The 17,903-nt window shown below is 41.6% G+C and carries 15 protein-coding genes; 8 read left to right on the top strand and 7 right to left on the bottom strand.

The features are described 5' to 3' along the window. Window positions 1-1,284, top strand: coding sequence for an argininosuccinate lyase (gene argH, locus LVD17_RS16330; RefSeq protein WP_233760081.1), 1,284 nt, complete (start codon window positions 1-3; stop codon window positions 1,282-1,284). A 454-nt stretch (window positions 1,285-1,738) separates the two neighbouring features. On the opposite strand, the gene LVD17_RS16325 is transcribed toward argH, so the two are convergent. The 7 genes from LVD17_RS16325 to LVD17_RS16295 form a co-directional block, all read right to left on the bottom strand. Then, window positions 1,739-2,047, bottom strand: a complete 309-nt coding sequence (locus LVD17_RS16325; RefSeq protein WP_233760080.1) for a barstar family protein — start codon at window positions 2,045-2,047, stop codon at window positions 1,739-1,741. Window positions 2,048-2,170: 123 nt separating this feature from the next. After that, on the bottom strand, window positions 2,171-2,926 hold the full coding sequence (locus LVD17_RS16320; RefSeq protein ID WP_233760079.1) for an MBL fold metallo-hydrolase: 756 nt from the start codon (window positions 2,924-2,926) through the stop codon (window positions 2,171-2,173). A gap of 142 nt (window positions 2,927-3,068) precedes the next feature. Further along, entirely contained in the window at window positions 3,069-3,938 is an 870-nt protein-coding gene (locus tag LVD17_RS16315; RefSeq protein WP_233760078.1) for a helix-turn-helix domain-containing protein, read from the bottom strand. Window positions 3,939-4,521: 583 nt separating this feature from the next. Further along, window positions 4,522-4,797, bottom strand: coding sequence for a GIY-YIG nuclease family protein (locus tag LVD17_RS16310; RefSeq protein ID WP_306416008.1), 276 nt, complete (start codon window positions 4,795-4,797; stop codon window positions 4,522-4,524). 347 nt (window positions 4,798-5,144) lie between these two features. Then, window positions 5,145-7,103: a TonB family protein gene (locus tag LVD17_RS16305; protein WP_233760077.1), complete on the bottom strand. Its 1,959-nt coding sequence runs from the start codon at window positions 7,101-7,103 to the stop codon at window positions 5,145-5,147. Window positions 7,104-7,560: 457 nt separating this feature from the next. Continuing rightward, entirely contained in the window at window positions 7,561-9,855 is a 2,295-nt protein-coding gene (locus LVD17_RS16300) for an FdhF/YdeP family oxidoreductase (protein ID WP_233760076.1), read from the bottom strand. 221 nt (window positions 9,856-10,076) lie between these two features. After that, window positions 10,077-11,006 carry a LysR family transcriptional regulator gene (locus LVD17_RS16295; RefSeq protein ID WP_233760075.1) on the bottom strand — a complete coding sequence of 310 codons (930 nt, stop codon included), beginning with the start codon at window positions 11,004-11,006 and terminating at the stop codon, window positions 10,077-10,079. 110 nt (window positions 11,007-11,116) lie between these two features. Between LVD17_RS16295 and LVD17_RS16290 the strand changes: the two genes are divergently transcribed. The 7 genes from LVD17_RS16290 (at window position 11,117) to LVD17_RS16260 (ending at window position 17,881) form a co-directional block, all read left to right on the top strand. Beyond that, window positions 11,117-11,281 (top strand): hypothetical protein, encoded by a 165-nt coding sequence (locus LVD17_RS16290; protein ID WP_233760074.1) that lies wholly within the window; start codon window positions 11,117-11,119, stop codon window positions 11,279-11,281. A 5-nt stretch (window positions 11,282-11,286) separates the two neighbouring features. Next, on the top strand, window positions 11,287-12,195 hold the full coding sequence (locus LVD17_RS16285; RefSeq protein ID WP_233760073.1) for a DMT family transporter: 909 nt from the start codon (window positions 11,287-11,289) through the stop codon (window positions 12,193-12,195). A 413-nt stretch (window positions 12,196-12,608) separates the two neighbouring features. Continuing rightward, window positions 12,609-13,178: an RNA polymerase sigma factor gene (locus LVD17_RS16280; protein ID WP_233760072.1), complete on the top strand. Its 570-nt coding sequence runs from the start codon at window positions 12,609-12,611 to the stop codon at window positions 13,176-13,178. A gap of 2 nt (window positions 13,179-13,180) precedes the next feature. Beyond that, complete coding sequence (locus LVD17_RS16275; RefSeq protein ID WP_233760071.1) at window positions 13,181-14,041, top strand: hypothetical protein; 861 nt, start codon at window positions 13,181-13,183, stop codon at window positions 14,039-14,041. Then, the gene (locus LVD17_RS16270; RefSeq protein ID WP_233760070.1) at window positions 14,025-15,077 is read left to right on the top strand and encodes a hypothetical protein; all 1,053 of its coding nucleotides are present in this window, start codon (window positions 14,025-14,027) and stop codon (window positions 15,075-15,077) included. The genes LVD17_RS16275 and LVD17_RS16270 overlap by 17 nt, the downstream gene beginning before the upstream one ends. Window positions 15,078-15,165: 88 nt before the next feature. Continuing rightward, window positions 15,166-15,933 (top strand): hypothetical protein, encoded by a 768-nt coding sequence (locus tag LVD17_RS16265; RefSeq protein ID WP_233760069.1) that lies wholly within the window; start codon window positions 15,166-15,168, stop codon window positions 15,931-15,933. Between the two features lie 697 nt (window positions 15,934-16,630). After that, window positions 16,631-17,881, top strand: a complete 1,251-nt coding sequence (locus tag LVD17_RS16260; RefSeq protein WP_233760068.1) for an eCIS core domain-containing protein — start codon at window positions 16,631-16,633, stop codon at window positions 17,879-17,881. Window positions 17,882-17,903 lie beyond the last annotated feature (22 nt).

The following is a 17,903-nucleotide window of genomic DNA, read 5'->3' as shown; positions in this document are numbered from 1 at the left end:
ATGAAACTCTGGGACAAAGGATACACCATAGAAAAAAAGATTGAAACTTTTACTGTCGGCAACGACCGCGAACTTGACCTTCACCTGGCCAAGTATGATGCACTGGGTTCGCTCGCCCATGCGCAAATGTTGAAGGAAATCGGGTTAATATCAGCAGAGGAGCTTGAAGGCATTGAAAAAGAGATCAGCCTGATTTTAAACCAGATTGTAGAGGGTTCTTTTGAAATAGAGGCTCACTTTGAGGATGTCCACTCTAAAATAGAGCACCTGCTTACCGAAAAGCTGGGTGAAGCAGGTAAAAAGATCCATACCGCACGTTCCAGAAATGACCAGGTTTTGGTTGACCTGCACCTGTTTGCCAGAGATGAGATCCAGGAGATTAAAGGACTGATCAGCAAGCTTTTTGACCGGCTGATTGCACTAAGCGAACAACATAAAGATGTTCTCCTTCCCGGCTACACTCACTTTCAGGTGGCTATGCCTTCGTCTTTTGGCTTGTGGTTTGGTGCCTATGCCGAGTCCTTGATAGATGATATCCACCTGCTCAATGCTACATTCAAAATTGCAGATCAGAACCCACTTGGCTCAGCAGCAGGTTATGGCAGCTCCTTCCCTATTAACCGCACCTCCACGACAGAGAAAATGGGATTTTCCACCTTAAAATACAATTCTGTAGCCGCTCAGATGAGCCGCGGAAAACTGGAAAAATCCATGAGTTTTGGACTGGCAAGCGCGGCCGGTACGCTATCCAAACTGGCCATGGATGTTTGCCTCTACATGAGCCAAAACTTTGGTTTCATCACCTTCCCTGATCACCTGACCACTGGCTCCAGCATTATGCCTCACAAGAAGAACCCGGATGTGTTTGAACTGGTACGGGCCAAATGCAACAAAATACAAGCCCTGCCCACTGAACTCATCATGATCACCAACAACCTCCCCAGCGGCTATCACCGTGATTTTCAGATTTTAAAAGAAAGCCTTTTTTCAGCGCTTTTCACCCTCAAATCCTGCCTGGAGATCTCTGAATATATGCTTCAACACATCATTATCAACGAAAAAGCCATCGACGATCCTAAATATGACTACTTATACACGGTAGAGTCAGTTAATAAAGAAGTCATTGCGGGACTACCTTTCCGCGAGGCTTACCAAAAGGTGGGACAGGCCGTTCAGTCCGGAGCTTATGCACCTGATAAAGAGGTGAAGCATACCCATGAGGGCAGTATTGGGAATTTATGTAATGAGGAGATTAAAGGGAAAATGAGGGAGGCTTTGGGGTAGAGCTGTTTTTTGTCCCGTCATCCTGAAATTTTCTACCTCGTACACTCAAAAGGTAATACCAGACTTCATAGAAAATATTCAGGATCTCCCGAATCGGGGCAGTGCTTGAACCTTCGGTTGTACTTCTTAATCAGTTGTGCTTTACTCTTTGTAGAATTCTTCTTTATTATTCTTGCTATATTTTTACAGAATTTACCTGATTCTGGTTCATTCTATAAAAAGCTATTTTTCTTCCATTTACATAATAAAATGTTGTAACATGAGGCACATTAGGAAATTTATAATACCCCTTCTTAAGTGTTAAAAATTCATCATTTTGTCTCTGAAATGATGAGAGAACAAAAGCAAGGGTCAATAAACCTACTATTATTTTAAACCTCATGAATACCAACAATCTTTTATTCTTTTGTAACATCATGTCGAAATCCTCTTGCAATAACCTTCCTCACATCATTTAATCAAGGCTAATGCCATGATCAAATTGTCTAAAGGTCACACCTTCCGTCGATGTCAATATAACTAAAACAGAATAGAGAAATTTAGAATCTAAATGTTCCTTACTTTTGGTCAGGTTTTTCCATGTGACTGTTATGGGTTCATCACAACTGTACATCCCGAAGCCTCCACTAAGAACGTCTTGAAAAGCATTGAGATTTCTTCCTATTTTAAAACTAAGACCTTGAGTAAAATGCTTTTCAATGTAATTGTAAAATCCATTTTTGGATTTGAATTTCGCTCCGTCAATTATGTATTCTGTGTACATTCTTATCTACACCACTGAATTAAATTCCTTACAATAAAAGTACAAACCCAAAAGAGTCAAAGCAAACAACTCAACAGATGTAATACATAGATATCAACCTTAGCCATACCTGAATCGTATCACCTACCCCCTCACAACTTCCCCATCCCCCGGAACCAAAACATCCGCACCAGCTGCAATAGCAGCAGCCTTTAATGACTCCCTGGTCACCTTACAATGATCCAAAGCCTCCATGTGGACTGCTATAACTGTAGCATTAGGAACAGCCTTAGCTACTTTAATGGTCTCTTCTTCATCCATTAAAATTCTGGTTTGTCCCATGAACATAGCTCCTCCTGAATTGGTGATTACAATATCCGGATTAATGGTTTTGAGATTGTTCTCAATCTCTGCATCCCAAATGCAGTCTCCGATGATATAAACAGTTGGATAACCCTCTGCCTCTAGAACAAAGCCTGCCACTTCACCAAGCATTTCCAATTTTTCCTCAGGGCCATGTTTCCCACCTGTTCTTGTAATGGTAATGCTCTCCCATGTCCTCTTATCCTCTATGATTTCAATATTCTGAAAACCTGCTTTTTGTACTGTAACAGCATCTACAGGTGCCAGATAAAAGGGCAAATGCTTATCCAGTATTTCTGCCGCTGCGGCATCAAAATGATCGGGGTGTGTATGGGTTAGTAAAATGGCATCGACACCGGCTACCGCATCTTCCACTCTCATGGGCAGGCCTACCGTTGGATTAAGGTTTTTATCTGGCTCTACAAATGATCTGAAGCTATGCTTTGCACCGAGTGCAGGGTCTACCAAAAAAGTTTTACCAGCATATTTAATTTTTAAGGTTGCATTTCTGATGAGTTGAATTTCTGTCTTTTGCATGTCTGTCTGTTTTTGATTCACATGTCAGCCAGTATTAGGCCATTACATGTAAATGGATGATTAAATAGTACCTCGCCTTTGATCAATGGCTTACGCAAAGGTTCTATTTAACAGACAATCGAAAACTACCAGTCACGGGTTATTAAATACCATTTTGATAATCTTCTCGAAACTGCACGGGTGTAATTCCTTCCCTGTTCTTAAACAGCCGAGACAAATGGTTGGGCTCAGAGAAATTCAGCCCGGAAGCTATTTGAGCTATAGTCAGTGAGGTATAGATCAGCTTCATCTTTATTTCGAAAATAAGCCGGGACTTGATAAAATCGGAAGCTGTAACATTGAATTGGGCTTTGACCAACTTGTTAAGGGTAATCCTGCTAACACCCATTAAAGTGGTATAGTCTTCTATCCTTTGTTTGGAATAAATATGTTCTTCCACAAGTTTTCTAAACTCATAGGCAATATTATCCTGTGTTATAGCAGGCTCTACTTTATATTTTTCAGCATACCTCCTGTTCAAACTGATGAGCATGTAATAGAGCATTGACCGTATAAGATGGGCACTATCACTTTTCGGACATACAAGCTCTTCCTTGATCTTTGAAAGTTGCTCCAGACAGGCGGATCGCTCAGCATCCTCAACCTCCATATGGAGGGGGTATTGTGTTTGATAAAAGTAAAGCAGACGATAGCTGAAATATTTATCAGCAAAGAACTCATTCAGGAAATCTTCCTGAAATACCAGCACGTGTGCCCTAAAGCTGCTTCCTGAATCTATTTTCCACTGGTACTTTTGGAATTGAGAAATGAAGATAATGGAGTTGTCAGAGACATTGATCTCACTTTCATTCAACAGTAACCTGCCTCTTGCTTCTTTGATGAAGATGATTTGAAAGAAATCAGTAGACTGCACCTCACTAAATAACCCACTGCTTTTATCATTATTAAACTCAAGGACATTCAGCAGGAAGTCTACCCCGCATATGGTCTTATTGAATTTGATATGCTTCATGAGGTTTAAAATTAGCTTATTTGTTTATCATCGCGAAATTCCCAGTATTGTGCTCGGAATATTACTACCAAACTTCATAGAAATTATTCAGGGTCTCCCAAATCGGGGCAATGCATAAACCTCATGTTGTACAATTAATCACGGGATCCCGGCTCTTCCCCCCGATTATTATCGGGGTCGTCCGGGATGACGTGGTGGGGTTGGGTGATTGAGATGGTTATTCATGGTACTAAAAACACTTCTTGATCGTCACCCTGAAATTTTCTTTTTGGTGCGCTAAATACTACTACCAAGCTTTATAGAAAATATTCAGGGTCTCCCGGAGTTGCGCAGTGTTTGAGCCTTCGACTGCAGACTTACTCATGAGAGCTTGGAGTTAAGGGCACTATCAAGCATAATCTGCATAATGTCAAATGTATGCAGTTAAAATGCCGCGGAGTCCTCTTCGAAAGACATCTGCTCGGAAGTAGGGTCTCCTGGAGCTGGATAGTGCTTGAACCATCTGTGGAGCTCTTAATCACGGGATCCCGGCTCTTCGTTGCACTGCGGCCGGGGTGACGTGGGGAGGGATAGGATTACCGCGCTATTTAAGCTCCTCTACCTCGTCATAAAGATCCTTCATCTCCGGATTACTTTTTCTAATGAGATCTTCCTTCCATTGCCTCCTCCAGTTTTTGAGCTGCTTCTCTCTTTCAATGGCTTCTTCGATTGTTGGAAAACATTCAAAATAGATGACGTCAGTACAGTTATATTTTTTAGCAAACGAGGCTCCATAGCCGTGCTTATGTTCATAGGCTCTTGCTGATAAATTCGATGTAACACCGATATACAGTACTGTCCTATGTCTATTGCTTACAATGTAAATATATCCTCCCCTTTGCCATTTTTAAAGCTAATGTGTCATTCTGGATTTTTTTTGCAAGTGCAGTGAAAAATATTCGAAATCGCTCAGAGCATAGGGAGTGCATAAACCTTCTATGGCACACTTAATCACGGGATCCCGCATCTTCCCCTGATTATTATCGGGGTCGTCCGGGATAACGTGGTGGGGCGCGAGGATGATATTTAATACACTAAAAACACTAATCGTCACCCTGAAATTTTCTGTATTGCACTCTGATATTAATACCAAACTTCATAGAAAATATTCAGGGGTTCTGAAGCTGAGCAGTGTTTTGGCTTTCTGAAATACATTAATTAGGATCCTTATTCTACAATAACATCCGTCCTTTTCAAATTATCTTTAATAACCTCTATTTGCATTGGGCTTAATTCATTGCCAATCAGAAAGAGCTTCTCCAATTTTTTTAATTCGGACATATCGGAAGGCAACGCCTTAATATTATTATTATTCAACACCAAGATCCTAAGCTTCTTAAGATTACCAACCTCTTTTGGAATTTCAGAAATATCATTTCCACTTAGATCAAGAACCTCCAGTTTAGACATTCGTGTAAGCTGAGAAGGAAACCCTGACAATTGATTTGATGCCAGTCCCAAAACTTTGAGAGATGAAAGTAAATGAAACTCTTCAGGTAGATTAGTAATTCGATTATCAGGAAGATACAATTCCTGCAATCGGTCCAACTCTAAAATTTCATCTGGTAATTGTGTTATATTATTACCCTCCAAATCTAAGAATAACAGTCTTCTCAATTTATTTATCTCTGGATCAACAGAATCTAGATTCTTATTAACCAAGGACAATCTTTGCATTGCCGGATCATTCTCTATAGCGTCTTTAATTGATGTGGGCTGTTTTTTTCCTGAATTTAAACGAATTCCTACTGCTCCACTGGACATCAAAGGTCTATACACGTCTTCTTCAATCACTACAACTTCCTCTAGTCTCTTCCCTTCAGGAATTTTCACACCCTCCACTTTTTTCGGGTATTGGTTTATTCCAAATGCTACAGGTAAAATATTTAACTGGTTAGACCTAAATTTTTCAGCAATTAAATCAGTAGGCAAAGAATTAATAACCATTTTCACTTCAGCACCACATCCAAAACCAATATCATTCAATATTTCTAAGCTTTTTATTTCATAACTCTCGCTGATCTCAAACACAGCATAGAGTGTCCCCTCTACTCCAGCTTTTCTGGCCTCTCGAGGATATCGTATTCTGTAGGAAAGATAATCTTTAAAAGAAATTTTTCTGCTTGAGTTAACATGAGCTAAGTTAAAGGTAATTGGTAAAATGATTCTTTGCTTTACAGGTTTTCCTCGTTGATAGGGTGGATACCATTTAGGGCCTTCTTTCAATAACCTAATTGCTTCCAGATCACATCCAAAACCTAGGCCCTTTACCACTTCGATGTCGGTTATTCCTCCATCTTTATCAACCACAAAACTAACCCTCAACTTGCCCTCAATCCCCACTTTCCGAGCTTCATGAGGGTACTGCAGATTGGAATTAATATAATTATAAAGGGACTCATAACCTCCTATTGGGGAGGCTGGCTCCTCAACTATCATAAATACTTCTTTATTTCTAGAAACTTCAAGTTCAAAAGATTGAGAAATAGGAACTTTGTTCAATGTTGCAGGAATCCATTTATTTAATTCAACCAAAGAAGACTTTAAAATATTGACATATTCATCGGACTCCTCCTGATAAGAGGCATCAGAATTTAAGACACTAATGTTTTCTACCTTACCTTTTTCGTCTACAGTAAATAAGATATTAACCATAAAACTTTTTTCAAGTTTTTGAAAGTCAGGGTGATTAATAATTGCATTTCCATAGTCAATGTAAAAGCTACTCCAATCAGATTCATACTGAGTATATTCTTTAGAATCCGTAACTTCATTTTCAATTGTTAAAGTGCTTGTCTCAGGATCCATAGGGAATAAATCAATAGATATACCTCCCAAATTATAGTGCTTTCGATTAAGTGCAATAAGAAATGTAGCACTTTCAGCAGGCACTATCACTTCGCTCGTTACAAAGCTAGGATGAGAGATAGTTAATTTACTTCCTGCAGCGACGTCAAGTTGAAAATATCCAAGATAATTAGTTGTTGTCTCAATGGTAGATCCATGAAGCGTTATATTCGCACCAGAAATAGGCTCCTTACTAATTTTATCAATTATTCTGGGTGTAATTTGACCGTATGCAAAGACAGCCAAAAACAATAGTTTACTCAATAAGAAGAACTTCATTTGAGGAAATTAAAATTTTGAAATTAAAGTGTACAGATGCAATATCTTAAATTAAGTATCGCATAAGCAAAGTTAAGTAAAAGGAGTTTTATATAATTATTTCTTCTTTATGTAATCTGATAAAGGAAATTTGGGGCTACCAGTGCTAGAGCCTACTTCACCTACAAATCAGGTCTGTAATCATAAAATGCTGCGGAAGGGACGACAAAAGAAAAACCATTAAAAAATCTTACTCGAGCTAAATAATTCTAAACTTAAAAATGGCTAATTATCATTGTCTGCTCCTTTCAAATTACAGCCACACTACATAACAGATAATGTCAAAGTCTTTATGATCAGAGGCCGTGGATAAACCTCCTAATCGTCACCCTGAAATTTTCTGTATTGTACTCTGATATTACTATCAAGCTTGATAGAAAATATTCAGGGTCTCCCGAACCATAGCGGTTGGCTTAGATTACCTCCTCTCCACCTTCACCACCACTGACTTAGAAATAGGTGTTTTACTGGTATGTGCATAATGATTGTATGGGATCAATACATTGGCCTCGGGGAAGTAGGTGCCTATGCAACGTGAAGGGATATCATAAGGGATTACCAAAAAGTTTTTGGCTATACGTTTTTCACCATCGTAGTTGCTTACAAGGTCTACCTCCTGCTCTGGCTTTAGTCCTGCCTTTTTGATATCTTTTTCGTTCATTAGCACCACCCTTCTCTCATGGAGTATACCTCTATAGCGGTCGTCCAGGCCATAGATGGTGGTGTTGTATTGATCATGGCTGCGGATGGTCATCATCAGGTATTCATCATCGGCTAGTTTGTGCTCGGGATTTTTGTTGATGGTGAAGTTGGCTTTGCCGGTCAGGGTTTTGAAATCGCCCTCCCGGGCTCCGTTGGGCAGGTAGAAGCCGCCCGGCTTTCTTACTCTATCATTGTAGTTGTCAAAGCCAGGAATGGTCTGCTCAATAACATTTCTGATGTTGTCATAATTGGAAACGAGGTGGTCCCAATCTACACTGCTCTTATTTCCCAGGGTAGCTTTGGCTAACTCGGCCACTATTTTTGGCTCACTCAGCAGATGCTCAGAGGCAGGGGTCTTTCCTCCTCTGGATTGATGCACTACGCCGGTGGAATTTTCTACGGTCACAAATTGCTTCCCGCTTTCCTGCACATCCAGTTCGGTTCTACCCAGGCACGGAAGGATCAAGGCAGTTTTGCCATGTACCAGATGGCTGCGGTTTAACTTGGTGGAGACGTGTACGGTCATGTCACACTGCTCCAGGGCTTTGGCCGTTAACTCGGTATCCGGAGTAGCGGAGAGGAAGTTGCCCCCCATAGCAAAGAAGAACTTTGCTTTTCCCTCTGCCATGGCTTTAATGGCTCCTACTACGTCGTGTCCTTCTTTTTGCGGTGGCTCAAAATTGAAAACTTCTTTAAGCTTTTGCCCAAATTCAGGTTTTAGTTTTTCCCATATTCCCATGGTGCGGTCACCTTGCACATTGCTGTGGCCTCTAACGGGACAGGTTCCTGCTCCGGGTTTTCCTATACTTCCTTTGAGTAGGAGCAAATTGACTACTTCCCGGATATTGTCAACAGCATTTTTATGCTGTGTAAGCCCCATCGCCCAGCAGGCAATAATTTTCTTTTTCCCGGCCAGCAGGTCAACAGCCTCTTCAATTTTCTCCCTTGAAACAGAAGTTTGGGCTATCAGCTCATCCAGGTTATATTTCTGAAGATCAACGATCAGCTCTTCATAACCGCTGGTGCTGTTTTTAATGAATTCATGATCAAGTACAGTGCCCGGAGCGGCTTCTTCCCTCTCAAGCAACAGCTTGAGCATTGCTTTGAGCAAGGGGACATCGCCATTAACACGAACCTGCAAAAACAGATCGGTCAGCTTTGTACCGCTCCCGATCATATCCAGCGGCTTTTGTGGGTGCTTAAACCTGATCAGCCCGGCTTCGGACAGAGGGTTGATGGTAATGATCTTAGTGCCATTTTCTTTTGCCTTTTGCAAAGCAATTAACATCCTGGGATGGTTAGTACCTGGGTTTTGGCCTATGATCATGATTACTTCGGCCTCATAAAAATCTTCAAGCTTCACCGAGCCTTTGCCTATACCTACTGTTTCTGACAAACCTGAACCACTGGATTCGTGGCACATGTTAGAGCAGTCGGGCAGGTTATTGGTACCGTACTGCCTTACAAAAAGCTGGTATAAAAAGGCTGCTTCGTTACTGGTCCTTCCTGAGGTATAAAATATAGCCTCATCAGGGGAATGAAGATTATTTAACTGTTTGCCTATAGTGTTAAAGGCATCTTTCCAGCTGATGGGTTCATAATGTGTGCTGCCCTCCTTTAATATCATGGGTTCCACTAACCTGCCACTTTTACCAATCTCATAGTCAGACCAGCGGGATAATTCTTCTACTGTATGCTTTCTGAAAAATGCTGCATCTACCCTGGCGGTTGTGGCTTCTTCGGCCACTGCTTTGGCCCCATTTTCACAAAACTCAACGACTGACCTTTCCTTATCAGGATCGGGCCAGGCACAACCAGGGCAATCAAACCCTTTAAACTGGTTGATCTTCAACATGGTCTTAGTCCCTTCAATCACACCTGCTTCTCCGTAAACATGCTTCATGGAGGAGATCACCGCAGGTATTCCCCCTGCCAGCTTTTTAGGGTGCGTTAACTTTATTCCGGTGTGTTTTTCCGGTGGTTGAGCCTTGATTTTCGAGGGGTCAGACATATCTAGAATTACCGTGTAATAGTTACTACTAAGTTAAAACAATCACTACTATTGGCCAAGGTCTTCCGCCGTCTAAGGTTGTTGCTTAAGGAAAACCACCTCGAAGTGGGTGGTGCTTTTTTCACCTACAGCGGACAGCTTGTGGGATATAATCTGAATAACTACCCCATACACACCTTAACGAGTCTGCATAGAGTAGCCTTACTTAAAAGCAATAACAATTATTTCACACAAGGCGTTGTCGCGTCCTGACACCCTTTACAAACCCCGGCAATATTGCAGCGCAGATGTTCCATAAAATTCATCAGGTACTGGGGAGTATCCGGCCTGTTGATGGTTACAGCGTACCATGTTCTGAAAAGCCCTTTTCTGGTAACTGGTACCACTGCAAGTCTTTTATCATGCAAGTAAGGTTCAATAATCCATTTCGCCAATACCTTTACTCCCATTCCCGCTTTCACCATTTCTACTGCGGCCTCAGTGATCTGAATGGGAATAACCTTTTTAGGCTGTACATTTTCAGGTATAAGCACTTTTCTGTAAAGCGTTACAGTTTCAATGGGCAAAGAGTGTATAATTATCCGTTGATCGGCAAAATCCTGCGCCTGCACATATTTCTTTTTTGTCCATGGGTGGTCAGCAGGCACAAGGGCGAGCAGCTCATCGGTGAACAACTCCGTAAGCTTCACATTCTGGTTATCCACTCTGCCACTTACCACGGCAAGGTCAAGTTTCCCTTCAAGGATATGGGTAACAGGATCGTTGGAATATTCCGGTAATATCTCAATATCTACATTAGGAAATTCCTTATTAAAATCCACCATAAGCGAGGGCAACCAGTGGTAGCAGGTATAACATTCGGTGGCCATTCTTAATGACCCTCTGTCGCCGCTCACATATTTTTTCACCGAGATCTCGGTTTGCTCCAATTCACTAAGAATTCGCTCGGCCGATTCCAATACTATTTTCCCTGCACCTGTCAATACAAGCTTTTTATTTACTCTATGAAACAATGGCGCACCAAGCTGGCTTTCAACTTCTTTTAACTGATGGCTCAATGCTGACTGCGACAAAAACAAGCTGTCTTTGGCTTTTGAAAGGCTACCCTTATCGGCCACCTCTTTTACCAATTTAAGATGACGTACCTCCATTTTTATGTATTAATTATTTTCATAAATATAAGAAATTAAATTCATCGTATTAATAGAACCCGTAAAAATGCAACCCGTTAACTTGGGTACATCAAAAACAATATTACGACATGAAGGCACTTACTCTAACACCAAACTGCTACTGCATAGAAAACGATGTAAAATCAACAACAAAAAAACAACAAGACATGTGTAAGGCTGATGATTTTGCCTGGCATTGCTACCTGAAGCAGGAGAAAAACCACAACATCGCTTTATCACTTTTTAATAAATAAGATTGATGAGAATTAAAAATATACTTCTGCTATTGCTGTTGGCCTCCATGTGGGGGCCATCATTTTTGTTTATCAAAGTGGCTGTTGCAGAAATACCTCCTATCACCCTGGCAGCTTCGAGAATAGTGCTTGCCGCCATAACGCTGTACATCTTCTTGCTGATAAGCGGCTCTAAATTCAAAAAATCCGCATCGTTCTGGAAGCATGTGGCCATTACAGGGTTCTTTGCCCAATCGCTGCCTTTCATACTGATCAGTTGGGGAGAGGTCTATATCGATAGTGCTTTGGCTTCTATACTTAACGGGCTCACGCCATTGTTCACTGTAATACTGGCCAACTTCATGATTGCCGATGAAAAGATGAATGTTCAAAAAATAGCGGGAACTGTCCTTGGCTTTATTGGCCTGATCGTGTTGTTGTCACCCAATTTCACCTCAGACATTAAGGCCTCCTTTTGGGGGATCTTTGCCATCACGCTGGCGGCTGCAAGCTATGGTATGGGCATGGTCTACACCCGAATCTATTTGAAGGGGACTCCTCCCATGCACGCACCGGCCTCTCAGTTATTAATCGCATCTGTTTACATGATCCCTCTCTCGCTATGGATAGATGGCCCTTTGGACATTGCAGCCATCTCATTTAATGCACTAGGCTCTGTGCTGATCCTTGCCGTGTTCGGGACTGCCATTGCCTATGTGGTTTATTTCAGAATCATTGAAAATACGAGTGCATCGTTTCTGTCTATGGTTACTTACCTCCTCCCGATCTTCGGTGTAGTGCTGGGTGTAACCTTTCTCGATGAATCTATTTCCATCGAGACCATTCTTGGCGCCATCTGCATCCTCGCCGGACTGATGATCGCCAATAATGTATTGAAACTTGGTGTATTCGGACTCAAGCCCAAAAGGGTTTGACCATTGGTTGATAGCTTTACCAGACTCTTTGCAGGTTTGGTAAAGCTTCTTTTTAGTTTAGCTGTTTCCTGTTTTCCATTACATTCAAACATCGGATTGAACTCATAATCATCGAATACCGGTTAATTCGCTGCTCAAAGTAGGGGATTGCTTTGTCGTTTCCCGAAAATTTTCGGGACAGGCTGTACCTCACTCAGCGCAATGACGGTCAATTTAACTGCTCACTGTTTTACCAAATAGCACCCTCCCCGACCTTCGCACCAACTTCAGACTTTTACTTATTTTACCTCTTACCTAATTCTAAAACATCAACTACTGCCTGCAAAAGCATTCTTTATATAATAATATAGATTTTCTTCTACCACGTGCAACGTTTCGTATGTAACTTGCATCTACCTTGTGAAGACCCCTAAATGAAACTAAAGATTCACAAAACAGAAGAAGAAGTACTGATCCGCCGATGCAGGAAACAGGATGACCAGGCGCAGAAAGATGTGTACGACAAGTATGCCTCTAAGATGCTGGCTATTTGTATCCGCTATATTAAGGAGCCGGATCAGGCGGAGGATGTGATGATCAGTGCTTTTATGAAGGTGTTTGACAGAATTGATCAGTTTAAAGGAGAGGGTAGCTTCGAAGGGTGGATACGGCGGATAATGGTGAATGAGTCGCTGACTTATATCAGGAGAAACAAGGGGATGTACCTGGAAGTGGATATAGAATATGCTGACAGAGAGCCGGATTACAGTACACTAAGTACCCACCTAGAAGCAGAAGACCTGCTTAACCTGATTCAACAACTGCCCATTGGTTATCGTACGGTGTTTAACCTGTACGCAGTGGAAGGTTATTCGCACAAAGAGATAGCTGAGCAGTTGGAGATCAGCGAGAATACTTCAAAATCGCAGTTGAGCAGGGCAAGGACGTTGCTGCAAAAGCAATTATTGAACGCAGAAAAGACATTACAGAAAAAGATCAAATAGCCATGAGTAATCGAGAGCTGGATAACTTATTTAAAACGAAACTGGAAGACCTGGAGAGAAAACCCTCTGCCAATGCCTGGGAAAGAATACAGGCCGGTAAGCAGAAGAAAAAGAGGAAAGGTATCTGGTTCTATACTGGTATAGCAGCCACAATAGTGCTATTAGCTGCCTTTACAGGAGTATTTTTATTCAACAATGACACTGAAACAACAACGACTATTGCGACTCTGAAAGAAAACACAAAAGGTGAAGAGCATTCTGTCAAAACTGAAAGTCCGTTAGTAATTACCGATAAAAAAGAAAGAGACTCGCAGGTTTTGGAAGAGCAGGAAAATAATGCCCAACCGGAGGCCAGTGGCACAATAGCATCCCCGGCGCAACAGGTCAGTGGTACGGATAATTTTACAGCCCATAGCGACCGGAACAAGGATGAAAAAAGGTCAGACAATAAAAAAACTTTAGAGAATGGCTCGTCCGGAATTGAAACCAGCAATAATCTCAATAGTGTGGCTAAAGTTGAAAACACTCCTATTGAAAATCAAAACGGGGAACCTGAAACCGGAAAAGAAGAAATAAAAATTTTGCATAGCCATGCAACTAACTCAACAACTGTTGCATCTACCAATCAGCAGCCCGAGGTACAGGATAAGGGGCAGACCATAACCTTTAATATCGAAGACTTTAAGACCGCTACAGCAACAGCAAAGGCAGAAGAAAAAGAAGAAAAGATATCTCCACTAAAAAAGGTTGTGGACTTTGCCAAAAACCTCAAGGAAAGTGACGCAGGGCTTGGAGAGTTAAGAGAGGCTAAAAATGAACTATTCGCTTTGAATTTTAAAAAGGAAAATGACGACTCAAAATAAATCGATAATAACAAAATTGTTCAGAAGCGTGGTGGTCGGGCTTATGCTTATCATGAGCATACCGGCTACCGCCCAGGAGCAAACAGATTCGTTAATCATTAATGTCGGCAAGAGTAAAATTATCTTTTTGGTCAGGGATAAGCAGGATCTGGAAACATTGAAAAACTATGACCTGAATGCCATTCTTGATCAACTGAGCCTGAAGCTTGAGAATGATTCTACAGGTCTGGTAAAAGAAGAAAACGGGCAGACTACTTTGCTTTCCGATACTACTATTGTAATGGATAACACCGGAAACAACGCTAATGAAGCCCTTGCGACAAATAGCGAAGGTGATGGCTGTAGCGACTGTGGAGTAAAACATCAAAAATCTCGTCATTACTTCAACATTGACATTGGCACAAACAATTATATAAACGATGGTAAATTTCCCGATGAAACAGATGAACTGTACACTGTAAGGCCATTTGGATCATGGTATGTGGGTATCAACTCTGTTAACAGCACTTACATAGGCGGCCCACTTTATATTGAATGGGGCCCTAGTGTAACCTGGTATAATTTTAAATTCCAGAATGACAGGGTAAGAGTAATTGATGGCTCCGACGGCACTACTTTCGCTGAAGATACTGACTTGCCTGATGCAGATTTCAAGAAAAGCAAACTTACGGTTGCTTATGCCAACTTCTCTCTGATACCAATGTTTTCGCTTGGGGAACCTAGAAAAGTAAAAAAAGACATCTGGCCATGGGATAACAAAAAGGAATGGCAAGAAGAGCAAAGAGGGTTCAGGATAGGTGCAGGTGGATATATCGGTTACCGGATAGCCAGCTACTCAAAGATCGTCTACGATGACGGTAGCAAGGAAAAGGATAAAGACAAAGACAATTATAACCTGAATAACTTCCGCTACGGTCTCCGGCTGCAGATGGGGTACCGTGGAACAGACCTCTTTTTCAACTATGATATGAATGAACTATTCACCGAAGGAAAAGGGCCAAAGCTAAATGCTTTCAGTTTTGGAATAACTTTCTAAAGCAACTTAAACAATAACATATCAACTATTAATCAACTCCCGAAAGGGTGTACTGGAAAAATTACGTAAAATTTAAAAACTCAAAATCATGAAAAAATTATTTACAATCGCACTGGTCATGCTCGCAACTGCCTTTCAAATACAGGCTCAGGATGAAGCAACGGATGAAAACAAAGCAAAAAAGAATCTGGGAACCCACAACAGCTTTGACATTGATCTGGGTACCAATAACTACCTTGAGGATGGTGAATTTCCCAACGACAATGATGCCCCTTATGCTGTAAAACCATTTGGCAGTTGGTATGTAGCTCTAAGGTCTATTAATGACACCCATATTGGCGGGCCATTGCACCTGTTGTGGGGGCCGGACGTAAGCTGGTACAATTTTAAATTTGAGAATGAAGATGTACGCATGAGTAAGGCCAACGATCAGGTTGTATTTAATGAAGTAGCTGATCTTGATTCCAAGAAGAGTAAGCTTACAGTTGCTTACGTAAACTTTAGTGCCGTGCCGATGCTTAAATTCGGGAAAAATGAACGCAGAAACCACAGGCACAACCATTGCTGGGGAGACTGGGATCACCATGTTGGTGGCGAGAGTGCTTTCCGCATTGGTGCGGGTGCTTATGCCGGTTATAAAATCGGTAGCTATACCAAGACAGTAATCGAGGCCGATGGTGATAAGAAAAAAGACAAAGACAAGGACAGCTACTACCTCAACAATTTCAGGTATGGCGTTCGTGTGCAGGCTGGCTTCAGGGGCGTGGATGTATTTGTTAATTATGATCTCAATACGCTTTTTGTTGAAGACAAAGGCCCTGAGCTGAATGCGTTCAGCTTTGGGGTTGTGCTGTAGGGTTTAGTTGAGCAACAACAATTAAAGTTTCAGAGTCATCCGATGAGTGTCAAGGTTCAGGTAAACTCATCGGATGACTTAATGCTGTGATACAGGAAGTGAATAAAGGGATATGAACTGCTAATTATTGGACTGCTGCATTCCCAGGTACCTGCGTTTAACCGTGGTTGTTCATTTTTTTGCAGTCGCCTAAAAGACGAACCAAAAAAGGCTTCTTCGCTGTAAGGTCTTCCGAGAACGGTTCGTTTTTCAAAACTTCTTAACTACCCCCAGAGCCTTGAGAGAATGCTGCTTTTCATAGGCTCTGAAGTGGCACAACGTTACAGCAAAGAGGTTTCTGTTCAACATGATTTTTTGCGAATCATTTTATCACTTACCAATTACCAGGCGCGAAGATCGCGATATGGGTGCATCGAAGTGATCAGAGTCACCCTGTAGCACCTACCAGGTCTGATCTATATAATATTGCAAGCTAAAATATCATAGAGTCCTCTACGAGAGACATCCCCTGGGAAGTAGAAGATAAGGGAGATAAACGAAACTTCAAACCATGCCTATATCGTAACTTTGCCATTATCAGACTCTTGCGTTATAACCCATGCCGTATGAATCATGTTAGTCGCTATAATATTTGCTTTTTAAAGGGTTAGCATATTAAATTGTAGCCCCTTAGCTTAACCAACCGACCTATAAACCTATGAAAGATAACTTATCTTCTTCGCGGAATAACACGGCAATAAATAACCTGAACCTTAATAAAAATTCTCTTTCAGGAAGTAGTATGGATAGAAATATCCAGTTCCCGGATAATTTGAGCAAGGGAAATTTTCAGGGTGCAACAACCCAACTTAAAAAAGGCCAAAGTTCGGATCAAATGGGGAGTATACGGTCATCAATAAACAACACTGGTTTGCCAGACCATTTAAAAGCTGGAATAGAAAACCTCTCCGGTTACGCTATGGATGATGTAAACGTACACTACAACTCACCCAAGCCTGCCCAGTTAAAGGCCCATGCCTACGCCCAGGGCACGGACATACATGTGGCCCCGGGGCAGGAACAGCATTTGCCTCATGAAGCATGGCACGTAGTACAGCAAAAGCAGGGACGCGTACAACCTACCATGCAAATGAAGGGCGGAGTGAATGTAAATGACGATGCCGGCCTTGAAAAAGAGGCTGATACCATGGGAGCCAAAGCTGCTCAGATGAAGGGCAACAGCACATCGACACAAAGGAAAACGGCCGAAAAAAATACCAACCTAACCACAAAACAGCTAGCTGCTGCCAACACTATACAAATGGCTGTTGATGTAAATGATCTTGATCTGAGGTACCAACACTGGCTTCAATATAATAATACCGATGGGCTATTGGCATATATCAACGGGAAAACGAATGGAAATCATAATTCGATAGACCAATACATGCAAGCAGGTACGACAACAAAAGATGAGATGCAGAAACACATGCGCAATTTTGTGGGCAAAAGCGCCATTGATTCAACTAAAGAAGCGATTGCCAGCTTCGGCAACAACTTACCCAACATTAGAAAAAACAAATTCAAAAACAGTCCGGATTTTAAAAACAAGGAAAAGCTACGGTCAGTAGGAGTACATGCTGTCACAAATACTTTTAACCGTGAGCTTGCCAACCTGCAGAACAATACGAAACTCTACCATTGCACCAAAGCTGCTCAGGCTATTATGAATAGCGAGATGAGAGGCGGAAGTGGGATACGTGACGGTGGCAACTTCTATCAGCTAGATCCGAGTTTGATAGGGCGTATTAGTTTTACAACCAACAAAGACAGAAAAATGGTTGGGCACGACCAGTTGGTGATGACTTTGCAGGCAGGAGATATTGAAAGATATGGTATATTTCATTTTAGCCAGGATGAATATGTTGCTACCAAGCCTATTCCCGGCAACAGGTTTTCTAAAACTTAACTTATTTTCCTGAAAGTTTTCA

This window comes from Fulvivirga ulvae, assembly GCF_021389975.1.
Taxonomy (GTDB): Bacteria; Bacteroidota; Bacteroidia; order Cytophagales; family Cyclobacteriaceae; genus Fulvivirga; species Fulvivirga ulvae.
This window is presented reverse-complemented; position numbering and strand designations above follow the sequence as displayed.

Bases quoted from the DNA above. Each gene is read 5' to 3' on its own strand.
- LVD17_RS16265 (WP_233760069.1), top strand. From the start codon at position 15,166: ATGAAAAAATTATTTACAATCGCACTGGTCATGCTCGCAACTGCCTTT.
- LVD17_RS16325 (WP_233760080.1), bottom strand. From the start codon at position 2,047: ATGTACACAGAATACATAATTGACGGAGCGAAATTCAAATCCAAAAAT.
- LVD17_RS16280 (WP_233760072.1), top strand. From the start codon at position 12,609: ATGAAACTAAAGATTCACAAAACAGAAGAAGAAGTACTGATCCGCCGA.
- LVD17_RS16305 (WP_233760077.1), bottom strand. From the start codon at position 7,103: ATGAAGTTCTTCTTATTGAGTAAACTATTGTTTTTGGCTGTCTTTGCA.
- LVD17_RS16270 (WP_233760070.1), top strand. From the start codon at position 14,025: ATGACGACTCAAAATAAATCGATAATAACAAAATTGTTCAGAAGCGTG.
- LVD17_RS16300 (WP_233760076.1), bottom strand. From the start codon at position 9,855: ATGTCTGACCCCTCGAAAATCAAGGCTCAACCACCGGAAAAACACACC.
- LVD17_RS16315 (WP_233760078.1), bottom strand. From the start codon at position 3,938: ATGAAGCATATCAAATTCAATAAGACCATATGCGGGGTAGACTTCCTG.
- LVD17_RS16275 (WP_233760071.1), top strand. From the start codon at position 13,181: ATGAGTAATCGAGAGCTGGATAACTTATTTAAAACGAAACTGGAAGAC.
- LVD17_RS16290 (WP_233760074.1), top strand. From the start codon at position 11,117: ATGAAGGCACTTACTCTAACACCAAACTGCTACTGCATAGAAAACGAT.
- LVD17_RS16295 (WP_233760075.1), bottom strand. From the start codon at position 11,006: ATGGAGGTACGTCATCTTAAATTGGTAAAAGAGGTGGCCGATAAGGGT.
- LVD17_RS16320 (WP_233760079.1), bottom strand. From the start codon at position 2,926: ATGCAAAAGACAGAAATTCAACTCATCAGAAATGCAACCTTAAAAATT.
- LVD17_RS16260 (WP_233760068.1), top strand. From the start codon at position 16,631: ATGAAAGATAACTTATCTTCTTCGCGGAATAACACGGCAATAAATAAC.
- argH (WP_233760081.1), top strand. From the start codon at position 1: ATGAAACTCTGGGACAAAGGATACACCATAGAAAAAAAGATTGAAACT.
- LVD17_RS16285 (WP_233760073.1), top strand. From the start codon at position 11,287: ATGAGAATTAAAAATATACTTCTGCTATTGCTGTTGGCCTCCATGTGG.